The sequence below is a fragment of the Streptomyces sp. NPDC050147 genome (assembly GCF_040660195.1).
Classification (GTDB): domain Bacteria; phylum Actinomycetota; class Actinomycetes; order Streptomycetales; family Streptomycetaceae; genus Streptomyces.
The window spans coordinates 31731-57082 of sequence record NZ_JBFALJ010000039.1 but is presented as its reverse complement, the minus strand read 5'-3'; the positions used below and the strand labels follow the sequence as shown (position 1 = coordinate 57082).

Annotated in this window: 21 protein-coding genes and 1 pseudogene; 8 read left to right on the top strand and 14 right to left on the bottom strand. The window is 69.2% G+C overall.

Annotated elements, in window-relative coordinates:
• Positions 1 to 721: 721 nt before the first annotated feature.
• The 3 genes from AB0I94_RS39300 to AB0I94_RS39290 all read right to left on the bottom strand — a co-directional run bounded on the left by AB0I94_RS39300 (position 722) and on the right by AB0I94_RS39290 (position 4192).
• Positions 722 to 1273, bottom strand: coding sequence for a GNAT family protein (locus AB0I94_RS39300; protein ID WP_363314602.1), 552 nt, complete (start codon positions 1271 to 1273; stop codon positions 722 to 724).
• Positions 1274 to 1283: 10 nt separating this feature from the next.
• The gene (locus tag AB0I94_RS39295; protein WP_363314601.1) at positions 1284 to 2282 is read right to left on the bottom strand and encodes a hypothetical protein; all 999 of its coding nucleotides are present in this window, start codon (positions 2280 to 2282) and stop codon (positions 1284 to 1286) included.
• A gap of 977 nt (positions 2283 to 3259) precedes the next feature.
• Positions 3260 to 4192, bottom strand: a complete 933-nt coding sequence (locus tag AB0I94_RS39290; protein WP_363314600.1) for a hypothetical protein — start codon at positions 4190 to 4192, stop codon at positions 3260 to 3262.
• Between the two features lie 1090 nt (positions 4193 to 5282).
• Here AB0I94_RS39290 and AB0I94_RS39285 point away from each other — a divergent pair.
• From AB0I94_RS39285 to AB0I94_RS39275, 3 genes are all read left to right on the top strand, one after another.
• Positions 5283 to 5687 carry a hypothetical protein gene (locus AB0I94_RS39285; RefSeq protein WP_363314599.1) on the top strand — a complete coding sequence of 135 codons (405 nt, stop codon included), beginning with the start codon at positions 5283 to 5285 and terminating at the stop codon, positions 5685 to 5687.
• 743 nt (positions 5688 to 6430) lie between these two features.
• Positions 6431 to 6694: a hypothetical protein gene (locus AB0I94_RS39280; RefSeq protein WP_363314598.1), complete on the top strand. Its 264-nt coding sequence runs from the start codon at positions 6431 to 6433 to the stop codon at positions 6692 to 6694.
• A gap of 341 nt (positions 6695 to 7035) precedes the next feature.
• Entirely contained in the window at positions 7036 to 7467 is a 432-nt protein-coding gene (locus AB0I94_RS39275) for a DUF5958 family protein (RefSeq protein WP_363314597.1), read from the top strand.
• A gap of 137 nt (positions 7468 to 7604) precedes the next feature.
• On the opposite strand, the gene AB0I94_RS39270 is transcribed toward AB0I94_RS39275, so the two are convergent.
• Positions 7605 to 7790 (bottom strand): DUF1737 domain-containing protein, encoded by a 186-nt coding sequence (locus AB0I94_RS39270; protein WP_363314596.1) that lies wholly within the window; start codon positions 7788 to 7790, stop codon positions 7605 to 7607.
• A gap of 89 nt (positions 7791 to 7879) precedes the next feature.
• Here AB0I94_RS39270 and AB0I94_RS39265 point away from each other — a divergent pair, with 89 nt between their 5' ends.
• Positions 7880 to 8596, top strand: coding sequence for an acyltransferase (locus AB0I94_RS39265; protein WP_363314595.1), 717 nt, complete (start codon positions 7880 to 7882; stop codon positions 8594 to 8596).
• A gap of 65 nt (positions 8597 to 8661) precedes the next feature.
• Here the strand turns inward: AB0I94_RS39265 and AB0I94_RS39260 are convergent, their stop codons facing one another.
• The 9 genes from AB0I94_RS39260 to AB0I94_RS39220 all read right to left on the bottom strand — a co-directional run bounded on the left by AB0I94_RS39260 (position 8662) and on the right by AB0I94_RS39220 (position 20682).
• Positions 8662 to 10950, bottom strand: coding sequence for an ATP/GTP-binding protein (locus AB0I94_RS39260; RefSeq protein ID WP_363314594.1), 2289 nt, complete (start codon positions 10948 to 10950; stop codon positions 8662 to 8664).
• 280 nt (positions 10951 to 11230) lie between these two features.
• Positions 11231 to 11857 carry a hypothetical protein gene (locus AB0I94_RS39255; protein WP_363314593.1) on the bottom strand — a complete coding sequence of 209 codons (627 nt, stop codon included), beginning with the start codon at positions 11855 to 11857 and terminating at the stop codon, positions 11231 to 11233.
• 8 nt (positions 11858 to 11865) lie between these two features.
• A complete protein-coding gene (locus AB0I94_RS39250; protein ID WP_363314592.1) occupies positions 11866 to 13035 on the bottom strand; it encodes a bifunctional lytic transglycosylase/C40 family peptidase in 1170 nt (389 codons plus the stop codon).
• Entirely contained in the window at positions 13035 to 15773 is a 2739-nt protein-coding gene (locus AB0I94_RS39245; protein WP_363314591.1) for a hypothetical protein, read from the bottom strand. Before AB0I94_RS39245 ends, AB0I94_RS39250 begins: the two co-directional genes overlap by 1 nt.
• A complete protein-coding gene (locus AB0I94_RS39240; protein ID WP_363314590.1) occupies positions 15773 to 16147 on the bottom strand; it encodes a hypothetical protein in 375 nt (124 codons plus the stop codon). Before AB0I94_RS39240 ends, AB0I94_RS39245 begins: the two co-directional genes overlap by 1 nt.
• Complete coding sequence (locus AB0I94_RS39235) at positions 16144 to 18828, bottom strand: ATP-binding protein (RefSeq protein WP_363314589.1); 2685 nt, start codon at positions 18826 to 18828, stop codon at positions 16144 to 16146. Before AB0I94_RS39235 ends, AB0I94_RS39240 begins: the two co-directional genes overlap by 4 nt.
• Entirely contained in the window at positions 18828 to 19439 is a 612-nt protein-coding gene (locus AB0I94_RS39230) for a hypothetical protein (RefSeq protein WP_363314588.1), read from the bottom strand. The genes AB0I94_RS39235 and AB0I94_RS39230 overlap by 1 nt, the downstream gene beginning before the upstream one ends.
• Positions 19436 to 19768: a hypothetical protein gene (locus AB0I94_RS39225; protein ID WP_363314587.1), complete on the bottom strand. Its 333-nt coding sequence runs from the start codon at positions 19766 to 19768 to the stop codon at positions 19436 to 19438. Before AB0I94_RS39225 ends, AB0I94_RS39230 begins: the two co-directional genes overlap by 4 nt.
• Positions 19765 to 20682: a conjugal transfer protein gene (locus tag AB0I94_RS39220; protein ID WP_363314586.1), complete on the bottom strand. Its 918-nt coding sequence runs from the start codon at positions 20680 to 20682 to the stop codon at positions 19765 to 19767. The genes AB0I94_RS39225 and AB0I94_RS39220 overlap by 4 nt, the downstream gene beginning before the upstream one ends.
• Before the next feature lie 991 nt (positions 20683 to 21673).
• On the opposite strand from AB0I94_RS39220, the gene AB0I94_RS39215 reads away from it, so the two are divergent.
• Together AB0I94_RS39215 and AB0I94_RS39210 are read left to right on the top strand one after the other, a co-directional pair.
• Positions 21674 to 22315 (top strand): histidine phosphatase family protein, encoded by a 642-nt coding sequence (locus AB0I94_RS39215; protein WP_363314585.1) that lies wholly within the window; start codon positions 21674 to 21676, stop codon positions 22313 to 22315.
• Positions 22316 to 22499: 184 nt separating this feature from the next.
• Positions 22500 to 22775, top strand: a complete 276-nt coding sequence (locus AB0I94_RS39210) for a hypothetical protein (RefSeq protein ID WP_363314584.1) — start codon at positions 22500 to 22502, stop codon at positions 22773 to 22775.
• Between the two features lie 8 nt (positions 22776 to 22783).
• Here the strand turns inward: AB0I94_RS39210 and AB0I94_RS39205 are convergent.
• Positions 22784 to 22990 (bottom strand): annotated as a pseudogene (locus tag AB0I94_RS39205) (transposase); the annotation flags it as partial.
• Between the two features lie 433 nt (positions 22991 to 23423).
• Here AB0I94_RS39205 and AB0I94_RS39200 point away from each other — a divergent pair.
• Positions 23424 to 24494: a hypothetical protein gene (locus AB0I94_RS39200; protein ID WP_363314583.1), complete on the top strand. Its 1071-nt coding sequence runs from the start codon at positions 23424 to 23426 to the stop codon at positions 24492 to 24494.
• 66 nt (positions 24495 to 24560) lie between these two features.
• Positions 24561 to 25337: a hypothetical protein gene (locus AB0I94_RS39195; protein WP_363314582.1), complete on the top strand. Its 777-nt coding sequence runs from the start codon at positions 24561 to 24563 to the stop codon at positions 25335 to 25337.
• The last annotated feature ends 15 nt before the right edge of the window (positions 25338 to 25352 follow it).

Genomic DNA, 25352 nt, shown 5'->3' with positions numbered 1-25352 from the left:
TCTCCGCCAGATCCAGTACCGCAGCAACCTCATCGACGGATGCCTCGCCGAAACCGGCCTCATCTTGACGACATCACGCCAACAAGGTCAGTAGCGGTGGGGTGCGATTCTGATGGCACCAGTGTTGCGGGTCGCGTTTCCTGTTCATGCCCCCAAGGGTGGCGAACAGTGGGCTGCTTCCCGTGCTCATGAAAATCGGAGTTCTGCGCCGTGGGGCCGGAGCCGACTGGGCGGCTGAAGCAAGCGCGGAGCGATGTTGAGGTCGAGTAAGCGCAAGCCGGTGTTGTCTTCGCTCGGGCGCTCTATATCTCGACCGGGCACGCTCGTCGAGGCGGCGAGGTGCGGGCTGCTTTCCGAGCGATGCGGCGGCTACCGCTGTGGATCGGCTGGGAAAGATGGCGCGTTTTCGATGTGTGGGAGATGCGGTCGGTCGGTCGCGATGTGCATCGTTGACTGCTCCTTGTGGCATGGCAAGGGCCGAGGAGCGCGCCGGGTATTGATTCGCGTGCAGCTCCCAGTGCATCCGCGCGGGCGCCGCGATTGGAGTGGCCCCATCAGGCGCCACGGATCAGGAACCGGAGCGGGCCTGTCGTTGGCGGCCGGGCCCATGCGGCCCCTGGACGGTGTACGTACGCCCCCGCAGGCCGAGAGGAACGATCCGTTCGCCAAGATCCCCGCACTCAATCCGGCGAGAGACGGTGAGTGCCTTTTCGCCCACCCTTCAGGATCCGGGAGAGAACTCGCGGTCGAGGATCGCGTGTACGACGGAGTCCCGCCACTTCCCCGCCTTGAGAACGTGCTCACGGATCGTGCCCTCTTCGGTCATGCCGACAGCCGCCATGACCTTCGCGGAGGCCTCGTTGAGCGGGGATCGCGCACCCCAAATGCGGTGGAGGCCAAGGTCATGGAATCCGAAACCGAGCAGCAGCCGCACTAGTTCTGCGCCGTAGCCCTGCCCCCACACGTCCGGTCGCAGCGCAAAGCCCATGGTGGCTCCGCGCTGTTGGTGGGGGTCAAGGGCGAGGCGGCCGAACCCGACGAGCTCGGCCGCACCCTGCTCCACGACGGCGAGCGCATACTCTGTGCGAGGCGTCGCTGTAGCCGCTGTGATGGATCGAGCCACGATCTGCTCGACCTGGTCGCGATTGCGCGGCTCGAAGGACAGATGTTCAGTGGCTACGGAGCTGCCGTAGATGGCGAGTACCGCCTCCACGTCTGCGCTGTCGAATTCTCGCAAGCCGAGACGTGCGCTGAATCGAGTGACCGGGTGCATGCCCCGGACCTTACCCGCGGGGCAGTGCCGGCCGGCTAGATGGGAACGCTTCGATCTCCGCGCACAGGTCTCGCGCAGCGACGGCCGATCGAGTGGGGCCAGTGGTCAGGGAGTTCCTGACGCGCAGGGCGGAGACGATGATCCCGTTGTTGCGGTAGGAGGCAGGCAGGTCCAGTACCGGCCGCATAGCCTCGGCGGCGCCTTCCACGTCGCCGCTGAAGAGCCGTACGAGCGCGAGGTCGCATCGGGCTCCTGCAAGGTCACCGAACGCCCAGCTCGGGGCGCTTGGGTCACGGAAGCCCATCACCGCTTCCTCCGCCTGAGCGGAGAGCTGCTCTCCGCCTTGGCCCAGGAGTGTTGAGGCTTCCACAGTGTAGTAGAGCTGCTTCTCGCGGGTGTAGGTGAAGAGCCCACCGAGCTCGTCCAAGTCGTCTGGGACTACGTGCTCTCGCCGATGCGCGGCACGCTGGCTCACGGTGCGCACCGTCTCCACGTCGCCGAGCACACCAGCGGCGCGCCCCTGGAGGCCGAGCAGCCACAGACCTGCCGTCCCATGGTTGCCGGGCGCGATCTCGGCGCCCTTGCTGGCGTAGTGATAGGCGTCCGCGGGCTTCCCTGACCAGTACGCGATGAGCGACTTGAGGCCGTCGGTGAGGGCGATGAGGCCGGGGTGCTCGGCGTCCCTGGCACAGGCCGCTGCGACTCGGGTCATCGTCAGGGCTTCGTGAGGATCTTGCATGTCGTGGAAGCCCTTGGCAACGAGAAAGCTCAGGACGGCTCCCGCGACGTTCAGGTCACGCAGCTGCGACGGCCGGACCCGACCGCCCTCCAGGAGGCGGAAGACCTGGTCCTGCGTCTCCAGGAGGTCGGGCCAAACCGTTGACAGAGGTTCGCGGGGGTACTCGGCGACAAGGCGCCGAACCTCGTCGTCAAGCAAGCCGAGCGTGTCGTCGCCCACTCGCTCGCGGTCTGCCCCCAGAAGGAAGTCTTTCGCGCGTCGTACTGCCACAGCGCCCGTCCTTTTCATCTCGTCCAGGTCCACGCCGGTATCGGCGTGGAGTGCCGTCGGTGACGCGCCTGCCATCGGAATGAAGGACGGCGTAGCACCGTCTTCGGGGACTTCGGACCAAAGCTGCTCGATGCTGTACCCCAGCATCTCCACGATGACCGGGCGGAACGCTCGCTGAGGTTTCCGCCCTTCGTAGATCCATCCTTCGATGGTCTTCGCCGTACCGAACTGGCCGAATGATCCCGCGTCTGGAAGACCGCCACCGGGACGCCCTTGCACGCCTGAACGCAGTTCCCCTCGCGGCACCTGCGCACCATCAGCATGCCTCAACTTGCCTGCCTATCCCACAATCAAGTTGACGGTGTCCTTCCGTCGGGTAGCGGTGGCCCCGGTGCGACGGGCGGCATCGCTGTTCATGAAGAAGATCGTGTCACGGTGCCCGGCCGGCATGACAGTACCGATGCAAGGTCTCGCTATGCGTTCGTGGTGAGCGGTCGTGCGTTTCGTCGTCGGACCGTTCGGCTGGTCTGGCTCGTGTTCAACCGTCCGCCTGCACGCCAAGGTCCGCCCGCTTCCGCTCAGGGCAGCGGCCCTGTTCCACTTGCCCAAGACACGTGACTGCGAGCGGGTGAGCCCTGGCGGCGCACCGTCTGAGTGCTGCGCCCAGCCGGTCCGGTCACTGATGGCGACGCTCGTCTGCTGCATGGCCGAAACCTGCGTCTGAGCAACCTGACAATCTTGGGATTCTCTGGTCATGCGCCTCTCCAGGCACTTAAGTACCTGTCGGGCACTCGCTGCCGGCCAAGAGCGAAAGCTGCCGGCCGGGTTATGCGCCAGCGGCCGTCCCCACCCTGCTCGTCGGCCCACATCGCTGTCCTTTGCACGACCGTGCCGCCCGTCCCAACCATCAGCATCGCCTCCTCCACCTACACGGTAGAGACCCGACCACGCCGCCGCCCCTCATGCGCAGTCGTACGTCAGCCCGCCCGCTCATAGGTAAGGACGGTCATGGGGTGGTTGCCGATCGTGCGTAGGCGCAGCGGGCCGTCCGAGGACTTCACGTCGAAGTCGTACTTGAGCTCCTCCGGCGGGCAGTTGACGGTCCTGGTGCCCTGATCGAGCTTGAAGTTGCTCATGGACAGGCCGTGCTGGTCGATGCCGGAGACAGTGGCGCTGCCCTTGCATCGCGGGCCGGTGCGGGACTCGATGACCACGCGTGCGCGTCTGCCCGGCTCGACCTGGTGGAAGGTCAGCTGCTGGCTGCCGTCGCTGGCTCGCCACCGGCCCACGAACCAGGGGTGGATGGGCTTGTACTCCGTGGCCACCTCGGCGAATCCGGAGCCTTTGCGCCAGGTCAGCGTGGTGGTCTGCAGCATGCTGCGATCGACGAAGTCCACTCGGGCGCCACCGTCGCGGATGCGGACCTTCGGCCAGACGAGGTAGTTTTTGGCCGGGTCGGTGGTCCAGGAGGAGAGGTCCCCGGTGACGACGGCCGCGATCACCTCCTGCGGTTCCTCGCCGTCCCTGCAGTACACGCCGAAGCCGGCCGCGAGCCACACGGTGTCCCGATACGCCTTTGCCCTGATGCCGCCGCACGGTTTGGTGCCGGTCTCATAGACCTTCGTCCGGGCGGACCAGGCGTCGTCAGAGGCGTCGCGATGCTGTGCCTCCAGGCCGCGACGAGTGAAGCGGAGGGACACCTGCCGACCGTCGGACAGTTCGAGGACGGTGTGGTCGTCGTCGTCCTCGACGACCCGTGAATCAGGCTTGTCCTCGGGTTCGCGGATGGACTTCGTGTGCTTCGCGCTGCTGCCGGACGGTCCCCTGTCCGATTGCCCGGCGCAGCCGCCGACGGCTGCGCCGAGCATCAGCACCGCTACCGCCCACGCCGCTGCGCTCTTCGTTCTCATGCCGTGTCAGCTCCCCTGTACGCCGCGCCGCGATGCCCGGGCCGGCGGGTGGCACGAACTCAGCGATGCTAGTCGGTGGGCGGCCCGCCCCGCTCGGCCCCCGGCACCGTGCGGCCCCGGCGGTTCCGTCACTCGTCGAGGACGGCGGCGACCGCACCCGGGCCCGAGCCGCCGCCTCCCGCGCCTCCAACTCCCCGATCAACAACCCCATCAGCATCGCCTCCTCCACCCACACGGTAGAGACCCGACCACGCCACCATCACCCACAACCACGATCTCCCAGCTCAAACCATCGGGGCCGTCCCCGGAAGAGAGCTACACCCGTCCGAACTGGTCGCGCTGTCCACCCGTTGCGCGAACCTGGTGCTGGAGGGAGGCACCGATCTCCTGCTGCGTTCGATCTGTGCACCACTGGTCCGCTGGCGTCCGCCGGTGCTCGAAGCCCCCGACCCGCGCCGAGTTGAGGTGCGTCTCCAGGGAAGGGGACTGATCATCACGCCCACGGTCTTCTCGAAGCACCCGGTGAGCTTTCTGCGGGACCCGCTCGATACCGCCCAGCCACCCCGGCTGACCGTGCCGGCTCTCTGCCGGCCGCTGACCGGTACCGGGCCGGAGGAAACGGACGGCTCCGAAGTGCGGAACCTGGAGTCTCTGCTCGGCCGCACGCGAGCTGCCGCCCTGCAGGTGACAGCAGAAGGCTGCACGCCGAGCGAACTGGCCCGCCGCCTCAACGTCACGGCCGCAGCGGCCAGTCAGCACGCGACCGTACTGCGGAACACGGACCTCATCACCACCAGCCGCCGAGGCGGATCCGTGCTGCACCTCATCACCCCCCCTCGGGCTGGCCTTGCTGCGCACCGGTGCCCTGACGCAACCGTGAGGCCCGAGGACACCGCGGCGTCAGACCGGTGAGCGCGGCGCCGCCCTGCTCGGGTGCCACCGGACACGCGTGCCCAGGTGCGCGAGGCGCCGCGCCTGCCGTCCCGCCCCCTTTAAGCCGTGGCTTAAGAGGTAGGCCGCAGGTGGTCGGCCAGCCCAGGATGTGAAGCCGCAACCGGCTCACTTCAACCGACCCCATCCTGGAGTTCGCATGAAGACTCATTTCGCCGCCGCCCTCGGTTCCGTCGCGCTGACCGCGGGCACCTTGCTGGTCGCTCCCGGCCCCGCCGTCGCGCAGACGCCCGCCTCGGTCCGCGAATTCAACGTCCCCGACGGGGTCGGCAGCTACGCCAGTGGCACACTGACCTGGTCCAACCGGTGGGTCGGGGTCGAAGGGACGCTCCGGGCCGTCGGCTGCCGCAGGGCGTGGTTCGGCGCGTACGATGCCTCCAACAACAAGCTCGACGACGCGAGTACCAGCACTAAGTGCAACACGACGTATCCGCTCAATGCCGATCTCTCTGCGAATAAGCCCGGTGGGGCCGCGTATGTCATCGTCTGCATTGACGATGCAAACGCGAACCCAATCAACTGCGTGCGGTACAACCGGCCCTGACCCATCTGACCGGTGGAAAGTGACGTTGCCGCACCAGCCCCGGGGCGGAGCAATACGCGACGCCCCGGAAGCTCATCTCGCCGCCTCACGAGTCAGCGATTCCTGCCATCGACGGCCAGGACCCCACAGCACGGCACGGAGTTTCGCTTCGCCAAGTCGCACACTCGGGGCGAGCCGGACGCAGCAAACGCCAGGTGGCTGACCGCTACCGGTCCGGCCTGAGCCGATGCGCCAGCCGCTGCCGCATACGGCAGCGCAGAACTGACGTGGGCACAGGAGCAAAACCGCTGTCCATCAATGTGCCCCGGCAAGCCTTGTGACGGCCTGCCAGGGCCCGGGTGTACCCCGAGCTTCTCGGAAGACAAGTTGCGAGTGCACTGCACCAGCACCGCGGACGCCGGTCGGATACGGGGACCGGTATCAAGCCACTCCTGGCTACGTAGGGTCGACATGGGTATCACTTGCGATCGACTGAGAACGCGCTTCCGTCCAACTTCCAGCCGCCGGTGCCCCTTCGCCTATGTCGACCAGGACGACGACATCTATGAAGAGTCCTGGAAATCGTCGTGAGCCAGCTCGCCGGCCATCCAAAGTTCCCTTGACTCCGCGCCAGTCACTCCGCCTCCCCGCGAACCGCATACCCCCGACCTACCGCAGGGATCACCACATGTCACCCGCGACAACACTCCCGTGTCATCGCGTTCGCCGAGATCGACGTCGACGACGCAGAGGCGGCCCAGGGCATGCTCGACACCGTCACCCAGGCACTGGCGGCGGACCCGGAGCCGCATCACCCGTGGGGGATCTCGGCCAACTTTCACGTCAGCACGGACGGCCGGCGGGTGGTCAACCTGTCCGAGTGGATGTCTTCAGAACACCATCAGGAGGGATTCGCCGACACCACCCGCTCCAGCCGGCCAGCCTGGCTGAGGCTCAGGGCCCTTCCGGGAGTGCGCCCGATCGGGGTGGGGGTGCGCCGCTTCCGCCTCCACACACCCGCTCCCTGACACAGGAGGCCTGTGCACGACGTGCCCGTCCGCTTGCCGAGGCCATAGACGAGCAATTCCCTGCCTTCGCCCCTTCCGCGAGGTGACCGCAATGCCGAACGAGGACCTGGCTGCCGCTGCCCAGGTCGCACTGCAACCGCGCAGGGCGGGTGACGGGCTGTTCGTGACATGGGGCCACACGTCAGCGTCACCACGTTCTCACCTCCGCCAGGGGGCAGCCGGGGCGGCGAGGGTGTCGGGGATCGCTCAATCCGCGCGTCGCCCCGATCGCGGGCCCTGGACGCGACAGCCCCTGCGTGAGCCGTCCTCACCCGGAACCGGCAGCATGGAATGATCCGGAGGTGACCGAAGTCAGCAGTGCGGACGGTGGCTCTTTTCGGCGCGAGACCGAGCAGGTCGTCAACGAGATCGCCCAGGAGTTCCGCACCCTGGACGACGGGGCGGCCTGGTTTTCCGGCCTCTCCCCGGCGCGTCGGCAGGACGTGCTACGAGAGGTCGCCGGCTGCGCCATGCAAGCCAACATCATGCCCGCCGACGGCCGCTCGGGAGTGACCCGGTCCGGGGTGAAGCCCACGGCCAACCCCTCAGTAATGATCTGCATGGACCCGCCCCGCTACAGTTTCGCCGGCCTGCCCGCCGACGAGCACGTGAAGGCGTTTCGTGTACTCGTCTCCGTGTTCACCATTGCCGACACCCGCCGCAGAAAGACGCACTGCAAAGGCACCTGCGGACACACATGGCATCACCCGCCCACGCTCACCGTGGAACTGTAGCCGCGGCTACTCCCAGCTTGAGCCGGTACAACCACCAAGGGCCGTCAGGAACAGGCCGCACGGGCCCAGGCAAGCGTCATAACTCGCCTAGCCCGTACGGCTTTTCTCGTGTCAGGGGCAGATCGCGACCTCAAGTCTTACGACTGTGCTGGCCATACCACCGCTTGGGCGACGATGACCCTTTCACTGTTGAAAGTGGCCGCAGGGCCTTCGTGCAGTTCGAAGCCGAGAGCTATCGCTTCGCTCACACGATGGCAGAACGCGGCGTCGTCCGGGCCGGTCAAGACTCGGTAGATAGGCAATCCATCTGGTGGTGTACTCATGAAGAGGAAGATCTCATGCGCACCCGTCCACCCAGCCAGGCGACCAGTATTCCCGAGGGCCAATCGCTCCCCAGGTTGTTAGATCGCCGATGGCCCAGGTCTCGGCGAACGTGATGTCGGAAATCCGCCAGCATGCTTGCGGCCGGTCGGGCGAGAATCCGCTCATGATCGCTGAAGCGCAGGGAATCCGCATCCGGCACCGCGGGCATGAACCGCAGGTCCATCCCACCGCCTACGTCGCCCCGACGGCCACGCTCGTCGGTGATGTCCGCGTGGGGCCAAGGGCGCGGGTGATGTACGGCGCGGTGCTCGATGCCGAGGGGTCTCGGATCGACGTCGGGGAGGCGGCGGTGATCTGCGAGAACGCGGTGCTGCGCGGGTCTGCGGTCGCCGGCGATCAGCCGGTGCTTGTCGGCGACCACGTCTTCGTGGGACCGCATGCCACGCTACTGGGCTGCGAGGTTGGCAGGTGCGTCTATGTGGCGACCGCGGCGACGGTCCTGCAGGGCGCACGGTTGGGGGCCGGCTCGGTTGTCGCTGTCGGCGCGCTCGTCCATGCGCGCACCGTTTTGCCGGACGAGTACTTTGTGCCGCCGCACACCGTGGCGCTTGACGCGCCGGTGCGACTGCTGGCCCCTGGCGATCCGGGCCTGGCCGAGGCCGTCCGGCGGGTGGGCTTCGCGCAGGTGGCGTTCGGCGTCGACGCGGAGTGGACCGACCGGATCAGCCGGTACGAGCACATCGCGGAGGTGCGCGTCGCCGAGTTCGGCAGGCACGCGGACGATGAGGTTCTGGATCTCGGCTAGCGCTGCCCCCCGCGCCCGCGGGGATGGCCCTTACGGCTGGGGTTGTTGGGCGGGAGACGGGGAGATCACTGGTAGTCCCTTGTTTTGGTGAGGGCGTCGGGCTGTGTGTGGGTGGCGAGGTGGTCGCTCAGGAAGGCACTAACCCGGGCCAGCTGGTTTGCGGCGGCCTGGGTGAGTTGGTTGAGGGGTTGGGTGTGGGCGTTGTGGTCGGCGGCTTGTTCCAGGGCGTTGATCCGGGCGGGCTGGTATTGCTCGGCGAAGACTTCTTCCAGGTGCGGGCCGTGGATCAGTACGGGGCCGAGGGGGCGGCCGTTGATGGTGAAGGAGCTGTAGTGGTCGTATTGGTCGAGGTCGGTGACCTGGGCTGTGCTGGGCCTTTCTCCCCATTCCTCGGTGATGGGGCTGATGGCGGATCTGGAGCCTCGGGTGGTGGAGAGGGTGGAGGCGTTTTGCACCAGTGCTTGACGTACTGGGAGGGGCAGGCGGGCCAGGAGCTGGGTGAGGGCATGGAGTTGGATTTTGTATTTGCGGAAGTCCTCGAACATGCTGGCGCTGGAGCTGGCGAGGGTGGTGAGTTCGTCGAAGTAGCCGCGGAAGGGCACCCGCTGGTTTTCGGGGGTGTCGGCGCGGGAGCGTCCGGCGCGTAGCAGGTCGCGGTTGAGGAGGGCGACCAGCAGGCGATCGGTGGGTCCGTTGCCTGCGGTGCTCACCCATACGATCATGCGGTGGTCCATGGCGGCGCGGATGTTGTAGACGCCTTGGGGCTGGCCGAGGAAGGCGCGGGTGATGGGGTTGGCGGCCAGCCGGGTCAGCGGGTTGAGCAGGACGTTGAAGGCGTCGGGCGGGAAGGTGGGGAAGGTGCTCTGCCACCAGGCGCGCGAGTCCGGGTCCAGGACCGGTTCGGTGGCGGTCAGGGCACTGGTGCGGAAGTCAGGATCGGTCAGCAGTGGCTGGATGTGGAAGAGGGTGGCCTGGTCGGCGCCGCGTCCGGCCCGGCAGGCCAGCTCGTTGAGCGCGGTCAGCACGGTCAGGGCCTGGGTGAAGATGGCGATGGCCCGCGGGGCGTTGGTGTCGTCCCAGCCGAACGCGGTCGCGAAGGCGTCTGTGACATCCTCGACGACCTCGTAGGCCGCTTGGCGCTGGTGGTGCATGCCGATCGGATTCCAGGAGCTGATCCGCGGATGGGGGCCGCGGCCTGTGGCGCGCAGGTCGATCCGCGCGATGCGTTCCATGATCGGATCGTGGGCGAGGAAGGGTGCCACGCGCCGCCAGGAGTCGTGGTGGGGGTCGATGAACAGCAGGCCGCCGCCCGCGTGTGCGTAGCCGACGGCTTGGGCTGCGGCTCGCTCGGTCTTGCCGCCGCCGGCCTTGCCCACGCCGATCTCGAAGAGTGTCTGCTCGGCGTGGGTGGCCACCAGGCGCCGTCGGCCATCGGGTGTGCGATACCAGCCCTGCAGCAGCAGGTTAGGGTCTCCGTGGACGAAGGTGGGCAGGTTGACGGGCAACAGCGGCACCCGGCACCACATGGTCGGCGGCTTGAGCAGCCCCGACAGCTCTTCCAGGCGTACCCAGTTCGCTGCCGGGGGCAGGCACTGCCCGGTGCGCCACCGCAGATTGAAGCGGGTGCGGTGCGGCCACCGGTCGGCTCCCAGCCGCCACGGCCCCAGACGCAGACCTTTCATCGCCCACCGGGCAGAGCCGCCGAACACATCGAGACCGGCCTGAATGCGGGCCAGGCGCGCCTCGGCGCGGCCCTTAATGTCCGAGGCGCAGCGCACCAGGATCTGCACCCGCACCAGATGGGCGTCCTCGGCGAGCTTGCCCAGGGTCTGGGCCCGGTCGACCCGGATGGGCGGCGCGGACATCACCATGCCCCGGCCACCAGGCCCGCCCCGGCCGGGGGTGATCAGCTGGTGGAGCTGGCCGATGAGCGAGTCGTCCAGGCGGGCCCCGTCACGGTGCATCCACCGTGTGGAGCGCGCCGCTTCACGCTGCTCGCTGCGGCGCGCCTTGTTCATCAGTGTCCAGCGGCGGCTGCGCAGCGCCCACTTGGGGGAGCGCTGCAGGTCGACGCAGATTTCAGCGAGGTCGCCCAGGTCGGCGCGCAGATCGGCGACGGCATCGACCAGCGGTTGCAGCGGGTCGGGCTGCAGGGGGACCTCGCGCAGGGAGGCGACGGGGTTGCCGCGCAGGATGAACTCCGCGCGCACTTCATGTCTGCGCTCTTTGTCGTTGAGCGGGGGTGCCTTGGTCACGCGGACGCCCGGCCCGAACGGTGTGGTGGTCAGCAGGCGTTCGGCCCCGGCAGGCCCCTCGAGACGGTAGGCGAAGGGCGCGGTGCCATCCGAACGCATGCGGATGCGCACGGTCTTGGTGCGGCGCCCACCAGGGCAGCGCGGTGCATGCGCGGGTCAGCTCCACGCCCCGGCGGAAGATCTCTTCGTGGCCGGGGTCGAAGTGCGGGGTGGGGGTGAACTGCAATGCCATCCGTTCCTGGGAGGCCTTGGCGGCCAGGTGGCGCACCACGCACTGGCCTGCCGCGGAGGCCAGAGCCAGCCCCAGGGCGATCAGATACCCCCAGCATCTCAAGGGCGACGTCGAAGGCGGCGGGCATGACGCCGCCTGCGTGGGAGGTCACGGCCGGGGGCGGGGCAGTGGTGTCCACGGGCCGTGTCCTTTCGTTCGGTGGAAGATGAGATCGGCGATGCGCCCGTCGCTGTAGGTGCCGCCGCGGTCGGCTGCGGCCCACACGAGGTGCACCACCGCCTGGCCGGCGCGGGTGTCCTTGCGGGCGATGGCGGCCTGGATACGGAAGCGGCTGAATGCGGGCGCCACGGCCTTGTCCGCCCGGTCGCCGAACACCTGGGGGAAACGGTCGCGACCCACCCCGGTGGTGTCCGCGCGCAGCAGCAGTGCGCCGTCGCGGCGCAGTTGCTGCTCTTGGGACGCGGGCAGGTCCGCGGGCCAGGCTTTCTCCAGGAGCTGCTGGACCTGCCGGTCCGCTGCGCGTCCCTCGCCACGCGGCGGCGGAGTCGGCGGGGGCGTAGACAAGACGGACGGCTGGGGTGCCGGGGTGTCCTGGGAAGGCTGCTTGGGAGGACGGGGCTGCGGTGACTCCTGCGAGCGGGACGACTCGGCGGCCACGCCGGAAGAAGTGGTGCCCTGGCCGCCGTCCAGGAGGAGATATCCGCAGACGGCCAGGGCCAGGCTGCAGGCCAGCAGCAGCCACGCCCCACGCGCAGCGGGCCGTGAACCGGTCATCTTGGGTGTCATAGGACTCTGGCCCCTCCCGCGAAGCCTGACATGGCATCCACGGGGTCCAGGCGGATCTTGGTTCCGGGCCGGGCCGCGTTGATCATCTGTCCGTTCCCGGCGTAGATGCCGACGTGGTAGATCGTCGAATCCGCGCCCGGGGCGTAGCCGTAGAACACCAAGTCGCCCGGCTTGAGCGAGGCTTTGGACGTAATGCGCTGGCCCTTGGCGGCCTGCGCGGAGGCGACGCGGGGCAGACGGATTCCGGCCCGGGCGAACGCGTACTGGGTCAGCCCCGAGCAGTCGAAGCCCTTGATGCCCGCGCCGCTCTTCCCGCTGGGTGAGCAACAGGTCCCCGTAGTGGGGCCCTTGGTGTTGCCGCCGCCCCAGGAGTAGGAAACGCCGCGCTGGGAGAGGGCTGCCTGCAGAACCTTCCTCGTCTTGCCCGAGACGCCGCCCAGGTCTACGCCCTTGCCCGAGCCGGTCGCGGCGGCCCGGTACTGGTTGATCCAGTTGCTGACGTTGTTCACGTACTCGCTCGAGTGGTTGTACTGGAAGATCGCTGTTTTGAGCTGGCGGGTCTTGGTCAGGTCGCGGCCGTTGCCGCACAGATATACGGCAGCGCCCAGTGCGGCGTCGAAGGCGTTGTGCGGGTCGCGTTCTTTGTCGCCGTTGGCGTCGCGGCCGTTGGACTCCCAGGTGGAGGGCAGGAATTGGAAGGGGCCCACGGCGCGCTCCCTTTGGGCGCTGCCGTCCCATTTCCCGCCGTCGGTGTCGGGGAAGGTGGTGGTGTTGCCACCGGCTCCGGAGCCGTTGAGGAGCACGCCCAGAATCCGCGGCTGGTGGATGTCGCCGTTCTTGGCGATGGTGCGGCCGACAGCATGGTTGGACTCCACCTTCGCGATGCCCGCCAGGACCGGCCACGCCATGCCGTGGCACTTGGGTGCGTGGCGGCCGATCAGCTGGGCGGCCTTCTTGTACGCGGCCAGCATGGTGGGGGGAATGTCCGCGGCGCTGCCACCCAGTTGGATTCCGCCGTTCCCTTCTTCTTCCTGGTTGGCGAGTTGCGCGGTGGCCGAGAGCAGGCCGGAGAACGGGGCGGCGCAACTCGCGGCGGTCAGCAGCACGATCAGCAGGCACCCCCACTTTGCGCGCCGTCGTCGCGGCTTGGGACGTCGGGCCCTCATCAGCCCTCACCCCCCGCATCGGGGTCCTCGCCGCGTCGTAGCGCCGCGCGAATGCGGCGGCGCACCTCGTCAGGATCGGTGTCCGCTCGTCGCGGCGAGGCGGTTGGTGAGCTGGTGGGGGAGTCTCTGGTGCCGAGCGGGTAGCGCATGGGCCCGCCCGGCCCCAGGTCGAGATCGCTTGCGCGGCGTTCGGGCTCGCGGCTGGCGGAGGCCCCGAGCCCGCTGGCGGGGCCGGATGCTCCGCCGGGCCCGTGGCCAGCGGAGGAGTCAGGGTCGAAAGGAGGTGCTGGGGCAGGCGTATGGCGCGGGGAAGTGGACGCGCGCGTCGCACCGGGAGATGTGGTGCGCAGAACGCGGCCCAAGGACGGTGCAGTACCCCCGCCGTCGGACTCCCCGCCGCCCGTGCGGGCGGGTGTCTCATCGTGCCTGCGCCACGAACGTCCGTCCTCGCGCACGGTGTTGCGCACTGCGAGCTGCTGCTTGGCGTCCTGGGTGTGTTCGGAGGCGCCTTGGCGGGCGCGTCGGGTGGTGGTGGGCAGGCCGAGTGTGGCGCCGTAGGCGACGCGGCCGCCGCGGTGCAGGATGCGGTATCCGCGCAGCCGCACGAGGCGGTTGTGTGCCCGGGTGGACAGCAGTGTGCGGTCGCTGTTCTGGTCGTGGAGTGTCTCTCCGCTCTTCCGGTTTGCGATCTTGCCGTCTTCTTCGCGGTAGCGGTCCGGTGGGCCGTTGCGGTGCGGACCGCGCGGCCCGCCGGGCCCCAAGGTGTCGTCGCCCTGCGCGCCGTCGTCGTGCGGGCCGCGGCCCGGGGCATCACCCTCGGCGGTGGGCTTACGCATCCGCTCCAGAGCTTTGTCGCCGGGGTGCCTGCCGACCAGCAGCCCCCACGCTCCCCGGGCACCGAGTGAGGCGCCGGTGGCAGCCAGCGCGAAGGGCGCCAGACCGCGGGAGGCTTCGGCACCTGCATCGGACAGGAGCCGCCCGGTGTCCACGGGCATCCCGGTGCCGTCGGTCAGCGCGGCCAGCGAGCGCATGATGCGCTGGCGGGTGCCGAGCCTGCCGTACCCGCCGCCCAGCGCCCGCAGCCCGAACCTGCCGCCCGCGCCCATACTGCCGCTGCCGTGGACGGCCATCGCGGCACCGATCTCGGAGGTGTCGCCGGGAAGATGGGTGCCGCCGATCTTGGCGTAGCGCATCCGCAGCGACAGCCGCTGTCCGGCCGACGTGATACCGGCCAGCAGTCTGCGGTGGAAGGCCAGAGCGGCCAGAGCCAGAGCGTTCAGGGCCAGGAGGCGTTCGGCGGGGACGTCGGGGCCGTCGGTGAAGACCACATCGATGCCGATGCCGTAACTGGGCAGGAACATGCAGATCGCGAACATGCCCGCGACCGAGATGCCCAGCAGGGCCAGCCACTTCCAGGCGGCCTGCCGGTTGGGGCCGGGCAGCATCGCCCACACCAGCGTGATGCCTCCGATCGCGGCCGCTGCGGCATCGGCGGCCTGAATGCCCAACAGCACGAAACTGGCCGACAGCGGAATCGCGGAGATCATCAGCGCGGCGCAGAACAGCATCAGGACTCCGGCCGTTCGCCAGCCGGTCGGCTCCTTGGCGTACTCGGCGCTTGCCTTGCCCACCGGCCCGGCCTTCTTCAGGTCCTTGAGGAACGCGGCGAACTGCTGGTCCTGTGAGCTCAGGACCGGGGTGAAGGAGTCCAGCAGCTGACCGCCGGGGGTGAGCTCGGGCAGATCCGGGGCATCATTATCGGAGGGCTGAGCGTTGTCCTGCTGGCCCTTCATGCAGTACTTCTTGGCCGGCCCCGGGACCTTCTTGCACTTGTCTTCGGCGTCCTTTTGATCCTCGGGGCTGGGCTTGTAGCCGCCGGAGACCCATTTGAGGTGCAGCGCGTAGGCTTTCTGGTCGGGCTTCTTTCCCGGGTCGAGGATCCGGCCGTACTGCACGAGCATGTACCCCTTGACGATGGCCACGTTGGTCAGGGAGTCCTGGATGGGCTTAGCCACTTCGGACGCGGAGTGCGGCGTGTCTTCCTCGGCCTGATAGCACTTGTCCAGCGCCGGTCCGGACAGGCCCGCGCCGCACGGGCCCGCGTTCCCGCTGGCGATCTTGCCGCCCCAGTCGTGGGAGTCGACGGTGGCCTGGGCGACTTCGGAGGCCGCCTGCTGGCTCTGGGCCAGCGGCCCGGTTTGGCCCAGCAGGTAGTCGGGGCGCACGAACGCGGAGGCTGCGAAGGCGGCGATCAGCAGCGTCAGGACGATCTCCCCGAGCCCCTTGCTGGCTTTGCCCCGCACGAGGAGGATTCCGCCGAAGACGAAGGCCCAGCTCAGCAACAGCCCTTTGAGGTCAAGGGTGTCGACGACCAGCTCGTTGTAGGTGTCGCAGACCTTCTGCGCCGGGTCGGACAGCATTTTGATCAGTGGGAAGCGCAGGGCGAACTCGATGGCCCAGCAGGACAGACCCACCACCAGGCGCAGCAGCGTGAACAGGCCGTTCATGAGGAACGCATAGGCGTTGGTCTTGAGGGCGAAGACGCTTCCGCCTTCGGCCGACAGTTCGTAGCCGTCAAGGGGCACGCCCTCGGAGCTGTCTACGTTCAGCGGGGCCATCATGTCCCCGCCGCCGTCGGCCGCGTAGGCGACCCGGGCGTTGACCACCAGGAAAACCACCGCCAACAGCAGGGCGTGCAGCAAGGTGCGCAGCCTGCCGCGCTCAATACGCCATGTCATCACGAGTGTTCCGGCCTTCCCAGACGCCGCGCGGCCATCAGGGCGAGCAGGGCAGTGGCTGCTGGCGCCACCACCGGGACAGGCATGTCCTCCTCCTGGCTCGCCGCCCGCGGGGCCGCAGCGGTGCGCATCGTGCGCTTGCAGTGGTCCTGCGCCGGTCCCGCGATCGCGGCACACGCATCCCGTTCGCTGCTGAAGGAGGCGCGGCTGTCCCGGGCACAGGGAGCTGCTGCGGGAGCGGACCGAGCAGAAGGGGAAGCCGGCGCGAGTGCACTGAAGACGATGGCGAGCAGTAGACAGGCCAGGGAGAGGAGGCTGCCCGCGCGGCGCACGATGGTGCGGCGCTGGGCGCGCCGCCATTCATAGGTGATCACCGGGCCTCCTCTCGGGTGGCTGGCGGTGACTTGGCCAGGTCCGCTCCAGTGCCGGGCGCCTGGGTAGGCGGCCGCTGGCCCGGGGTGGTGGTGATGCGGGACGTAATGCGAGCGATCCCGGGGATGACGACCTTGACGCGGCCGGTGTTCTGCCGGGGCCCGGTCAGCAGGACCTCGCCGGCGCGGTCCTTGTGCCCGACGGGAGAAAGGCCGGAGGTGACCATCCGCACGAGGTCGGTGTCGGCTGCGTCCAGGCCGATGAAGTCCAGGCCGCGTCGGGCGCGCTCGCGCTCGGTGGTACGCGCCAGGGCCCGGTAGGCCATCAGGCCGCGGTCGGGCCCCAGTTCGGTGGCGTCGTGAGCGCCTGCGATCAGTCCGGCACCGTGCTTGCGGCCGTCGTGGAGGATCTCATGGACCAGGGCGGTGCCCTCGGCGGACGAGGTCAGCCAGTACAGCTCGTCCAGGGCGACCGCGCAGAACCGCTCGGGCGTGGAGAAGGCGGCCTGGCGGGCTATCGCGGCGATCAGATACAGCACCGCGCGGCCGATCAGCGCCTCCAGCGGCTGCTGATGCAGGATCTCGGCGTGCTCAAAGGCCTGCTTGGGCGGCAGCTTCAGTCCCGTCGTGGTGATGACGATGAAGTCGGAGGCGCCGGTGCCGTCCAGGCTCACCGGCGGCAGCGTGGGATCGAAGACCATGCGGGCCAGGTGGTTTTGTTCCACCAGGCGCAGCAGTCCGGCCAGGGTGGCGGCGGCGTCCTGGCGCTTGCCGCTTTCGGAGGCGGCCATCTGCCGCAGGACGTCGATGACACCGCTCATCGAGGGCAAAGGGGAGGCCCCTGCCTGTTCGATGGCGTGGTGCAGGACCTCGCCGGAGGTGGTCATGGGACCGATGCCCAGTTGCAGGGTGAGGTAGCTGAGCGCGTAGTGGCGTCCCTCCGCGCCGGGAAACAGACGCAAGGGGTCGATCGACAAGGCGGCCTGCGCGGCATCGATGATCTGGCAGCGGCCGGGTGCGGCTGCTTCGGCGAAGGACGCCCACTCGCGCACCGGGGTGCGGTCGATGCAGATGGCGCGGCCGCCGCGGTCCACGACCGACTGGCTGATCAGCTTCAGCATGACGCTCTTCCCGGCGCCTAGATCACCTACCACGCCCAGGGAGGCCGAAGCGTCCTGCTTGGGAGCGTCGGCCACATTGATCAGGACGGGGCGGGTGGTGCCGCAGTCCAGGTCCAAACCGAGCAGCATCCCGGTCGGATCACCGACCTCACAGTGGGTGAAGGCCCCCGACAGGGCCCAGTCCTCGCTGACCTGGTGCTGGGTGAACTCCCGCAGCCGGTGCGCGCGCACCGCGCCGGGCAGCCCGAGGGTGAACAGGTCTGCCTGCAGTCCGGCGGGGCGCACCGCCCGGTAGTCCGCGCCCGCCAGGAGCTTTTCCAGGGCGCGGGCCCGCGCGTCACACAGCTGGGCACTCGGGCCCCACACGGTCAGTGCGGTGACCGCCTGGACCTCCACCTCCACCGAGGTGCGCGAGAGCCGCGCGTCCAGCTCGCCCAGATCGCGGGCGGCATCCGGCAGGGAGGCGGGCATGCCGGTGGGCCGCGCGTCGTACTGATCAGCCTGGTCGACCAGCTCGGTCTTCTTGCGCTGCACCTGCGCGCGGGCCTTCTCCGCGGGCACCAGGGTCAGGTCGATGGTGAAGTCGACGGGGAAGTCCAGGACGTCGAGCTGCGCGAACAGGTCAGCGGCTTCCTGGGAGATGGCGGGCGGGCACTCGGCCAGCGCCAGGTGCGCCTGATAGCCGGTGCCCATCTCGCTTTCGACCTGCAACCAACGCCGCCGCAGCGGTGAGCCTGACCGCGCCTTCCACCACCGCACCCGGCCACTGCCACGGCGCTCGCGGCCTCCCGCCGGTTCGTCCCGGTCCTCGACGGCGGCATCCGTGCCGCCTTCCTCGAGGCGGACCTGACCGAGATCGGCGTAGCTCGGCGAGCGCAGCACCCCCTGGCGGACTTGTCCGCCATACAGTTCGCTCACAGCGGCCTCGCCCAGCAGCGGCTCGGCCAGCCCTCGGTGCACTGCGTGCTGGATCATCCACACGATTTCCGCGGGGCGGGCCGGGCGGTATGAGGCACCGCCCGCCAGTTGTGCCTCGACCTGGCCGGCCTGCTCACGGGCAGAGTTGACCTCGGTTCGAGTCACGGGAGCGGCCCGCATGCCGAAGGTGTGGGAGACCTCTGCCCACAGCGCGCTCGCGGCCTTCAGTCCCTGGTTGTCCGCTTCCAGCGGGACGGACAGCCACCAGGTGCGCTGGTGCATCTCCTGCCCCTGCAGGAGTTCGAGGGCGGCATTCAGGTGTTCCAGCCAGGGGCGGGCCGCAGGCATGAGTCCGTCGCCGCTGTCTGCGTCCTGAAGGCCCTCAGCCATCCGCCAAGCGACCTCGGCGGGATCGACCTGCGCACACAGACCGAACAGGCGCGGCGCTCCGGACAGGGACCGCACCAAGTGTGTGATCTTGGCTAGGAGTTCGTCGCGGACTGCCGGGGGAACGTAGGTGCCCGGGACGGTCTCCTGGCTGCGGCCATCGGCATCCGGGCCGGGGTGCAGGCGGTAGAGGGCCCATACGTGGCCGTGGGTGGACCACAGCAGATGCCCGGCGATGTGACGAACGGGAACACGCATCAGAGTTCCCCTTTTTGGTTCTGTGTGCGGAGTTGGGCCCGAGCCAGCAGTGCTGCCGCGGGCGACACCTCTGCTGGGGTGGGTGCCGTCGGCGTCGGCACATCCGGACTGCGTTTTGCCCGCTCAGGCTGAACGGTGCGTGCCCGCGGGGGCCGGCCGATGCGCGTCCGGACCGTGCGCCTCCGGAGCGGCCTCGGCACCGCGGCAGCCTCCAAATGAGCCCAGTCGGTGAGGCCTTCGAGAGTAAAGCCGCCGCCCAGGCTGCGGGCGCGGGGATCCCGAGCGGCGCGCTGGCCGATCCGGCCGCCACCGGGCTGCACGAACAGCGCCACCATGCCCATGGCTGCCGCCATGGGATTACGTCCGCCGATCTTGGGCCGTCGTAGCAGCCAGATGGCCACCAGCCAGGCCACGATCGGGATGGGGCCCAGCGCGCTCCACAAGGAGATCGTCTTGACCAGGATGAAACCGCCCACGACGGCCAGGGCGATCTGCGCCGCGTTGTAGGGGCCCAGCGGCAGACGCCAGTCGGCGAGCTTGCCCATCACCCACGGATGCCGCCGCGCGGCCGTGTAGAAGCGCGCCGTTCGGGGCGCGGCGGCCGCGCTCACGCCCGCCTCCCCAGGGCGCGGACCTTCAACAAGTTGCGGTCACGGTAGGGGTGGTCGAAAGCCGGGGCGCCCTTGGCAGGGTTCTTCACCTCGTCCTCGAACATGTCCGCCAGATCATTGCGGGAGCTGTAGAGGCCGAGCGCGATCACCATGAGGATCAGGGCGCCGATGCCCGCCTTGAGCGAGAACCGCTGAATCATGATCACGACGACGATCACGATCAGCGCCGCCTGCAGGCCCTTGGACCCCCAGTCCTTGGCGGTGCCGATCCAGGAGTCGCCCAGGTCGGCCAACTCACCGGCCATCACCACCTGGTTGAGCGTGTTCACCGCTGCTCACCGCCCGTCGTGCCCGACGCCAGTGCGGCGATCTCCCAGCGGCCGCCCCGCGAGGACAGCGTGAGTTCGTAGGCCAGCGGCCACCGGCCCGAACCGTCACGGGCCTCGACCGTCACCAGCACGTGCACCCTGGTACCGTCCCGCGGCACCGTCTCGCCGGCCGCACTCTCCTCACGAGCAAGGACGTCTTCCACCTCCACCGAGCGGGCAGCCGCAGGGGAGAGGGCAGGCATCCTCACGCCCGGTGCGAGATACCGGCCGACCTCACCGCGCCCGGCCAGATACGCCGACAGGAACTCCCCGGCCGTGGCCGTCAGCGGCCCCTCCTCAACCGTGACTCCATACGCGGACTCGGGTGCGGCATGCAGTGCAGGGGCGGCCACCAGTGCGGGCGGCGCCGTCACCGCGAACGAGCCGCCGCCGGCGGCGGTGATCGCGGGTACGGCGAAGTAGCGCACCGCATGCGCGTACTGCGCAGCCACCGTCACCGACCACTGGCCGCCCTTCTTCGGGATGCTGCGCACCGGCGTCACCCGCCGTGGAGCGGGCGCACCCTCTTCGAGCGAGGGCAGCGTGACGTCAGGGGCCATCGACTGCGCACGGCGCGCGGCCTCGCTGCTCGCGTCGTCGCTGCTGCGCAGCCACGCGTCGAGGAACTGGGCGGCATAGCCCGAGGGGTCGGCCACCGAGGCCATCCGCTCGGTGCGCTGTGGCTTGGATGCGGGCGGGGCTGCGCTGGTGGCCGAGGGCTGAGAGATAGCGACGGCCAGCGCGAGCGGACCGGCAGCGAGCGCAGCCCACACACCGGCGCGGCCGAACCGCACACGCCGCCGCATCTGGGTCAGCGCCACCCCGGCGGCCACCGGGTACTTCCCGGCGCCGGGTGATGCTGTGGATCGGAACATGCGGGATCTCCCGGGAGGTCTCAGGGGGTTGATGCCTTGAGACAACCCGCTGGCCCCGACCGCTTTGCCGACCACCAAGCCCCGACCACGGTGACGAAGCCGTCACGAACCCGTGGTCGGGGTGGTGGTAGCACCGACCACCACCCCGACCACCCCCCGAAGGAGGAGCGCGCCGGGGACCGGCGGCGACGTACCTGCGTGCGCACCGACCGGACAGCGATACGCATCGCAGTCGGCAGCCCCTTCCTGCACAGCCCAGCCCTGCGCACCGGCACGCTGCGCACCCTTCCCGCAGAACACCAACGGGGAGCGGTGCGCAACGCCATGGCTGCCGCGGACGCCGCCGTTGGCAGGGCCAGAAGGACGGGGGCAGGCTGCACACCGGTGGCTGCGCAGCTACCGAGGCGTCGTTCACCGTCAGGGCGCACCGCAAAGGCCTAAAACGTGGCAGTGCCGACTGCGCAATCCTTTGACCTGCGGTGGTCGGGGCTAACAGCACGGTAGTCGGGGCGCCGCCGACGGTGGTGGTCGGTATCTACCACCACACATCTCAAGACCATCGGCACGGCACTGCCCTTGCACAACCACACCGACGCCGGTGCCCGACGACGATGGGCGCCCCCACGGAGCGATGAGCCATGGCCCCTGGCACGGTGACTGCGCAATGACGGCGCACCGAAGAGCTCACTGCGCACTGCGTACGCGGCTGCGCACACTGACACGCCTGCGCACACGGGCGACGGCGCCGACGGCGACGCCGCCGTGTGTGCCCCGACCACCGCTCGCACGACGGGGTCCTCAGCGCCCCCACTTGAACCTGCTGAAATGCGAGGAAGCTACGCCAACTGCCTGGCCGTGGCGGTCATGGTCACCGCGTTCTTCACCGTTCCTGCTGTCGGCAAGGAGATGTGGGGGCAGGACGTCTCGCGCTGGGCCGCCGGCTCATGGCCCGGCGGTGTCCAGCACGCCACCTACAGGAGGGCACGCGCTCATGCGCACTCTTTACGTCGTCACCCATCCCGAGGCGACGCATCACGTCGAGGGAGTCGTCGGCGGATGGCATGACTCGCAGCTGACGCCCGCCGGCGTCCGTGCGGCGGTCTCCATCGCCCAGGCGCTGCGGGCCCAGATCCCGGACGGCGCCGAGGTGGAGCTGTTCTCCTCGGATCTGCTGCGCACCCTGCGGACGGCCGAGGAGGTAGCCGAACTGTTCGGCGTGAAGCCGATCCTGGACCGCAGGCTGCGGGAGAAGTCCTACGGTGAGGCGGGGGGAAAACCGCAGGAGTGGCTGGACCGGCGCTTCGTCCCCCCGCCGGCTGTCGGGGAGCGAATGCAACACGACGAGGGCGTGGAGGGTTCCGAGACCAAGGCTGCGTGGGCGCAGCGCATCTACGCGGCCACGGACGAGATCCTGCAGAACCCTTGCGAACACCAGATCATCGTGACGCACGGCGGCTCCCTGACCTTCGTCCTTGCATCCTGGATCAAGATGCCGATCGAGTCGGCTGGCTATGCCAGTTTCCAGGCCCCCTCCGGCAGCATCACCACGCTGCGCGAAGACGACTTCTTCCACAACCGCCAAGTGGTCAGCCTCGGTGACACCCGCCATCTCGACTCCGCCCAGGCTGGCTGACGTCAACCTGGCCCGCTTCGACGGCCCGCCGCCCTCACAGGCGGCGGGCCGTCCCATGCGCTGACGTCATTTCTCGGGTTCTGGCTCACTTTCCGTTCCGTGGAGGTCTGACGGAGTGTGATGTCAGTGGGGTGTGGTGGGATAGCCGAACCTTGCTGCCGTGACCTGCTGGGAGTCCGCCTTGATGCCCGTGTACTCGTCTCTGACCCACGCCTTGGCCGAGGCTTTGGTCGACCTCCTGTGGTTCATCGAGGGCTGCGAAGACGAGCAGATGGATCCGGACGACGCGGTCAAGGTCCTGGAGGGCGTCGGCCACCTGGTCAGCAAGCTGTCGAGTGGTCAGCGGAGCGAGTTCATCGATCTCCTGGGGACGATGGCTGAAGCCGAGTCCGACCCGGCGCGGCGCGAGTTCCTGGAAGGGTTCCCGGAAGGCTTCGGGCTCCTCGACGACGCGGTCTGATCTGTGACTCACGAGAGCAGGACGCGCTTGCGAAGGAGATCGAAGCCCGCCCGGCCGAACATCCGGCGCTTCAGCATCTTGATCCGGTTGACGTGTCCTTCGACGACGCCGGAGTTCCAGGGCAGGGTGAGGCCGGCGATGACGGCATCGCGGTCACGGTCGATGCCCGCGGCGAGGGTGTGCAGGCTGGGGAGGTCGTCTTGCCGGACGGCGCCGATACCTCGCGGGAGTACCCGGCCCTCTGGGCAGCCGGCGGCGGCGCCACGGTCTTTGGCCTCCTCGTGCTGACTGAGGTGATCCGCACGCGCGAGAAGCAGCGCCTGTCCCGCGGTTGATCACGCCGCTGTTCTTTCGCTCACGGTGTCCGGCAGTCATTACAACGGAGCCCCCGTCGATGCAGGGCTGACCTCGATGCAACCGATGGCCCGGTGGTCGGGTCCACCACCGTGCGGAGAGCGTGTTGTGACCCCTTCGTGATGGTGGTCGGGGTGCAGTGGTCGACAAACCGGTCGGGGCCGCCGGGTTGTCTCAGAGCATGGACCACGCACACCCCTTGCTCCTCAACCGGCCTGGGCCAGCCGCCGCGGTGGCCACGCCCGGCGGCCATCGCCGCGAACGGACACGGGCCACACCGGCCGGAACCCCGCGATGACCGGCTACGGCGCCGGGATCCGGCGCGGCGAGATGGCGGGCGATCGCTTCACGCAGATCGCCAACGCGCTGTTCAGGGACAAGCGGATCTCGTTCAAGGCCAAGGGGATCTTCGGGCTGATCTCGACACACCGCGACGGGTGGCGGATCACCGTGGCCGCGCTCGCGCGCTGCGGTCCCGACGGCCGCAGCGCGGTGGGCTCAGGTCTTGAAGAGCTGGAGACGTATGGCTACCTCACACGTGAGCGCGAGCGCCGCGAGGACGGCACCTTCGGCGAGGTCATCTACGCCATCACCGACGCCCCGGCCCATCTGTACGACCTCCTGGGCGACAACGCCCCCACCCCACCCGCCATAGCGCAAAGCCGCAGGTCGCAACCAGAATCAGTTTTTCCCGCGCAGGATTTTCCAGCGCTGGAGAACCGCACACCTAAGAACACCAAGAGCAAGAACACCAAGAAGCCGAACACCAACTCCGTCCATCCGTCCGTCCCTGACGCGCGCACCCGCGAGATCGACGCACCGAACCAGCAGCGAGGGCGAGCGGGCCAGACACGGACACAAGCTCCCGCCACGGCCACCGGCCCGGCGCCCACCGCTGGCCAGCAGCTGCTCCTGTCGCTCGGCGCCCAGCATCCCGATCTGCTGCTCACCGGTCAGGCACTCACCGATCAGGGTTACGTCGTCCAGGACCTTCTGCAGGCGGGCTGGACGCCGGAGCAGGTACGCCACGTCATCGCCGACCGGCCGTTGCCCCGGCCGCTGCACCACACAGTCGGCGCGATCATCGCCGCTCGCCTGCGCACGGCACGGGCCACCCCCGCGCCAGGCAGTACAGCCCCGCCCACCGAGCCCGGGCCGTCGGCCGCAGCAGGCCGCACCGTAGCCGACGCGGTCTTTCACCGGGCGCTGGTCGAATGCGGCGGCTGCGGCAGCCCCGGCCGTGCCCCGGGCCAGGACCTCTGTCCGGCCTGCCTCAACTGGCCCGCCTGCACCGCCTGCACCGGACCCACTCCACGCCGCGCCGACCCCGCAGGCAATGGCCTCTGCAGCGTCTGCGCCACCTGATCTCCGACAGGACCTATCCCGTACACATCCCAGATTCCCACCGCCGTCCACCGGATCGAGGCACCGATGACTCTCCCGCCACCCCACCCCGCATCGACCACACACCTCCCGCCCGGCCGCAGGCGGCTGCCTGCCAGCGAACGCACGGCGTGGGGCTGGCTGCGCTGGAGCCCGGCCGCCCCCGACGGGGCACCGCAGCATCTCCTGCAGATCGGCATCCGCGCGCCCGGCCGCTCGCTGCGCGCACGGTGTGCGCAGCGCTGGCTCACCCGCCGCCCGCCCTTACGCCTCTACCTCGACCACGGTGGCTCGGTCACCGGCGCAACCCTGCTGACCGCGGCCGGCGCCCTGCTCGCCATGAGCTGGGCGATCGATGCCGGCCTTCCCGTCGCCGTCGGCTTGCCGCTGGCGATCCTGCTGCCGCTGCTCGTCGACCACCTGCCCGCCCACCTGGACGCCCGAGCCCGCGCTTACGTGCGCATCATCGACGCCGGACCTGGGCTGGGGTACCTGCAGCGGCTGACCGCCCAGCACGCCGGCATCACGCGCGCCGCCGCATCCCACCCCTGCCCCGAGCTCGCGTATGCGGCCCAGCTCGGCCACCGCGTGCTGTGGTCGATCGCCACGATCATCACGGCCCCCGACCGCAGCCCCGATACCACCTGCAGGTGGCTCGCCCTGGAGAGCCTGCTGGACCACCTCGCCCGCCAGGCCGACGACGCCGACCGCGCCATGGGCGCCCTCGCCGCACCGAGCGGATCGGCCACCGCCAACACCTCGCCGACGCCCGGGCCCGCGGCCACCGCTGAAACCACGGCCCGTAGCCCGGCCCACCCGCACTGATCCCTATGACACCCC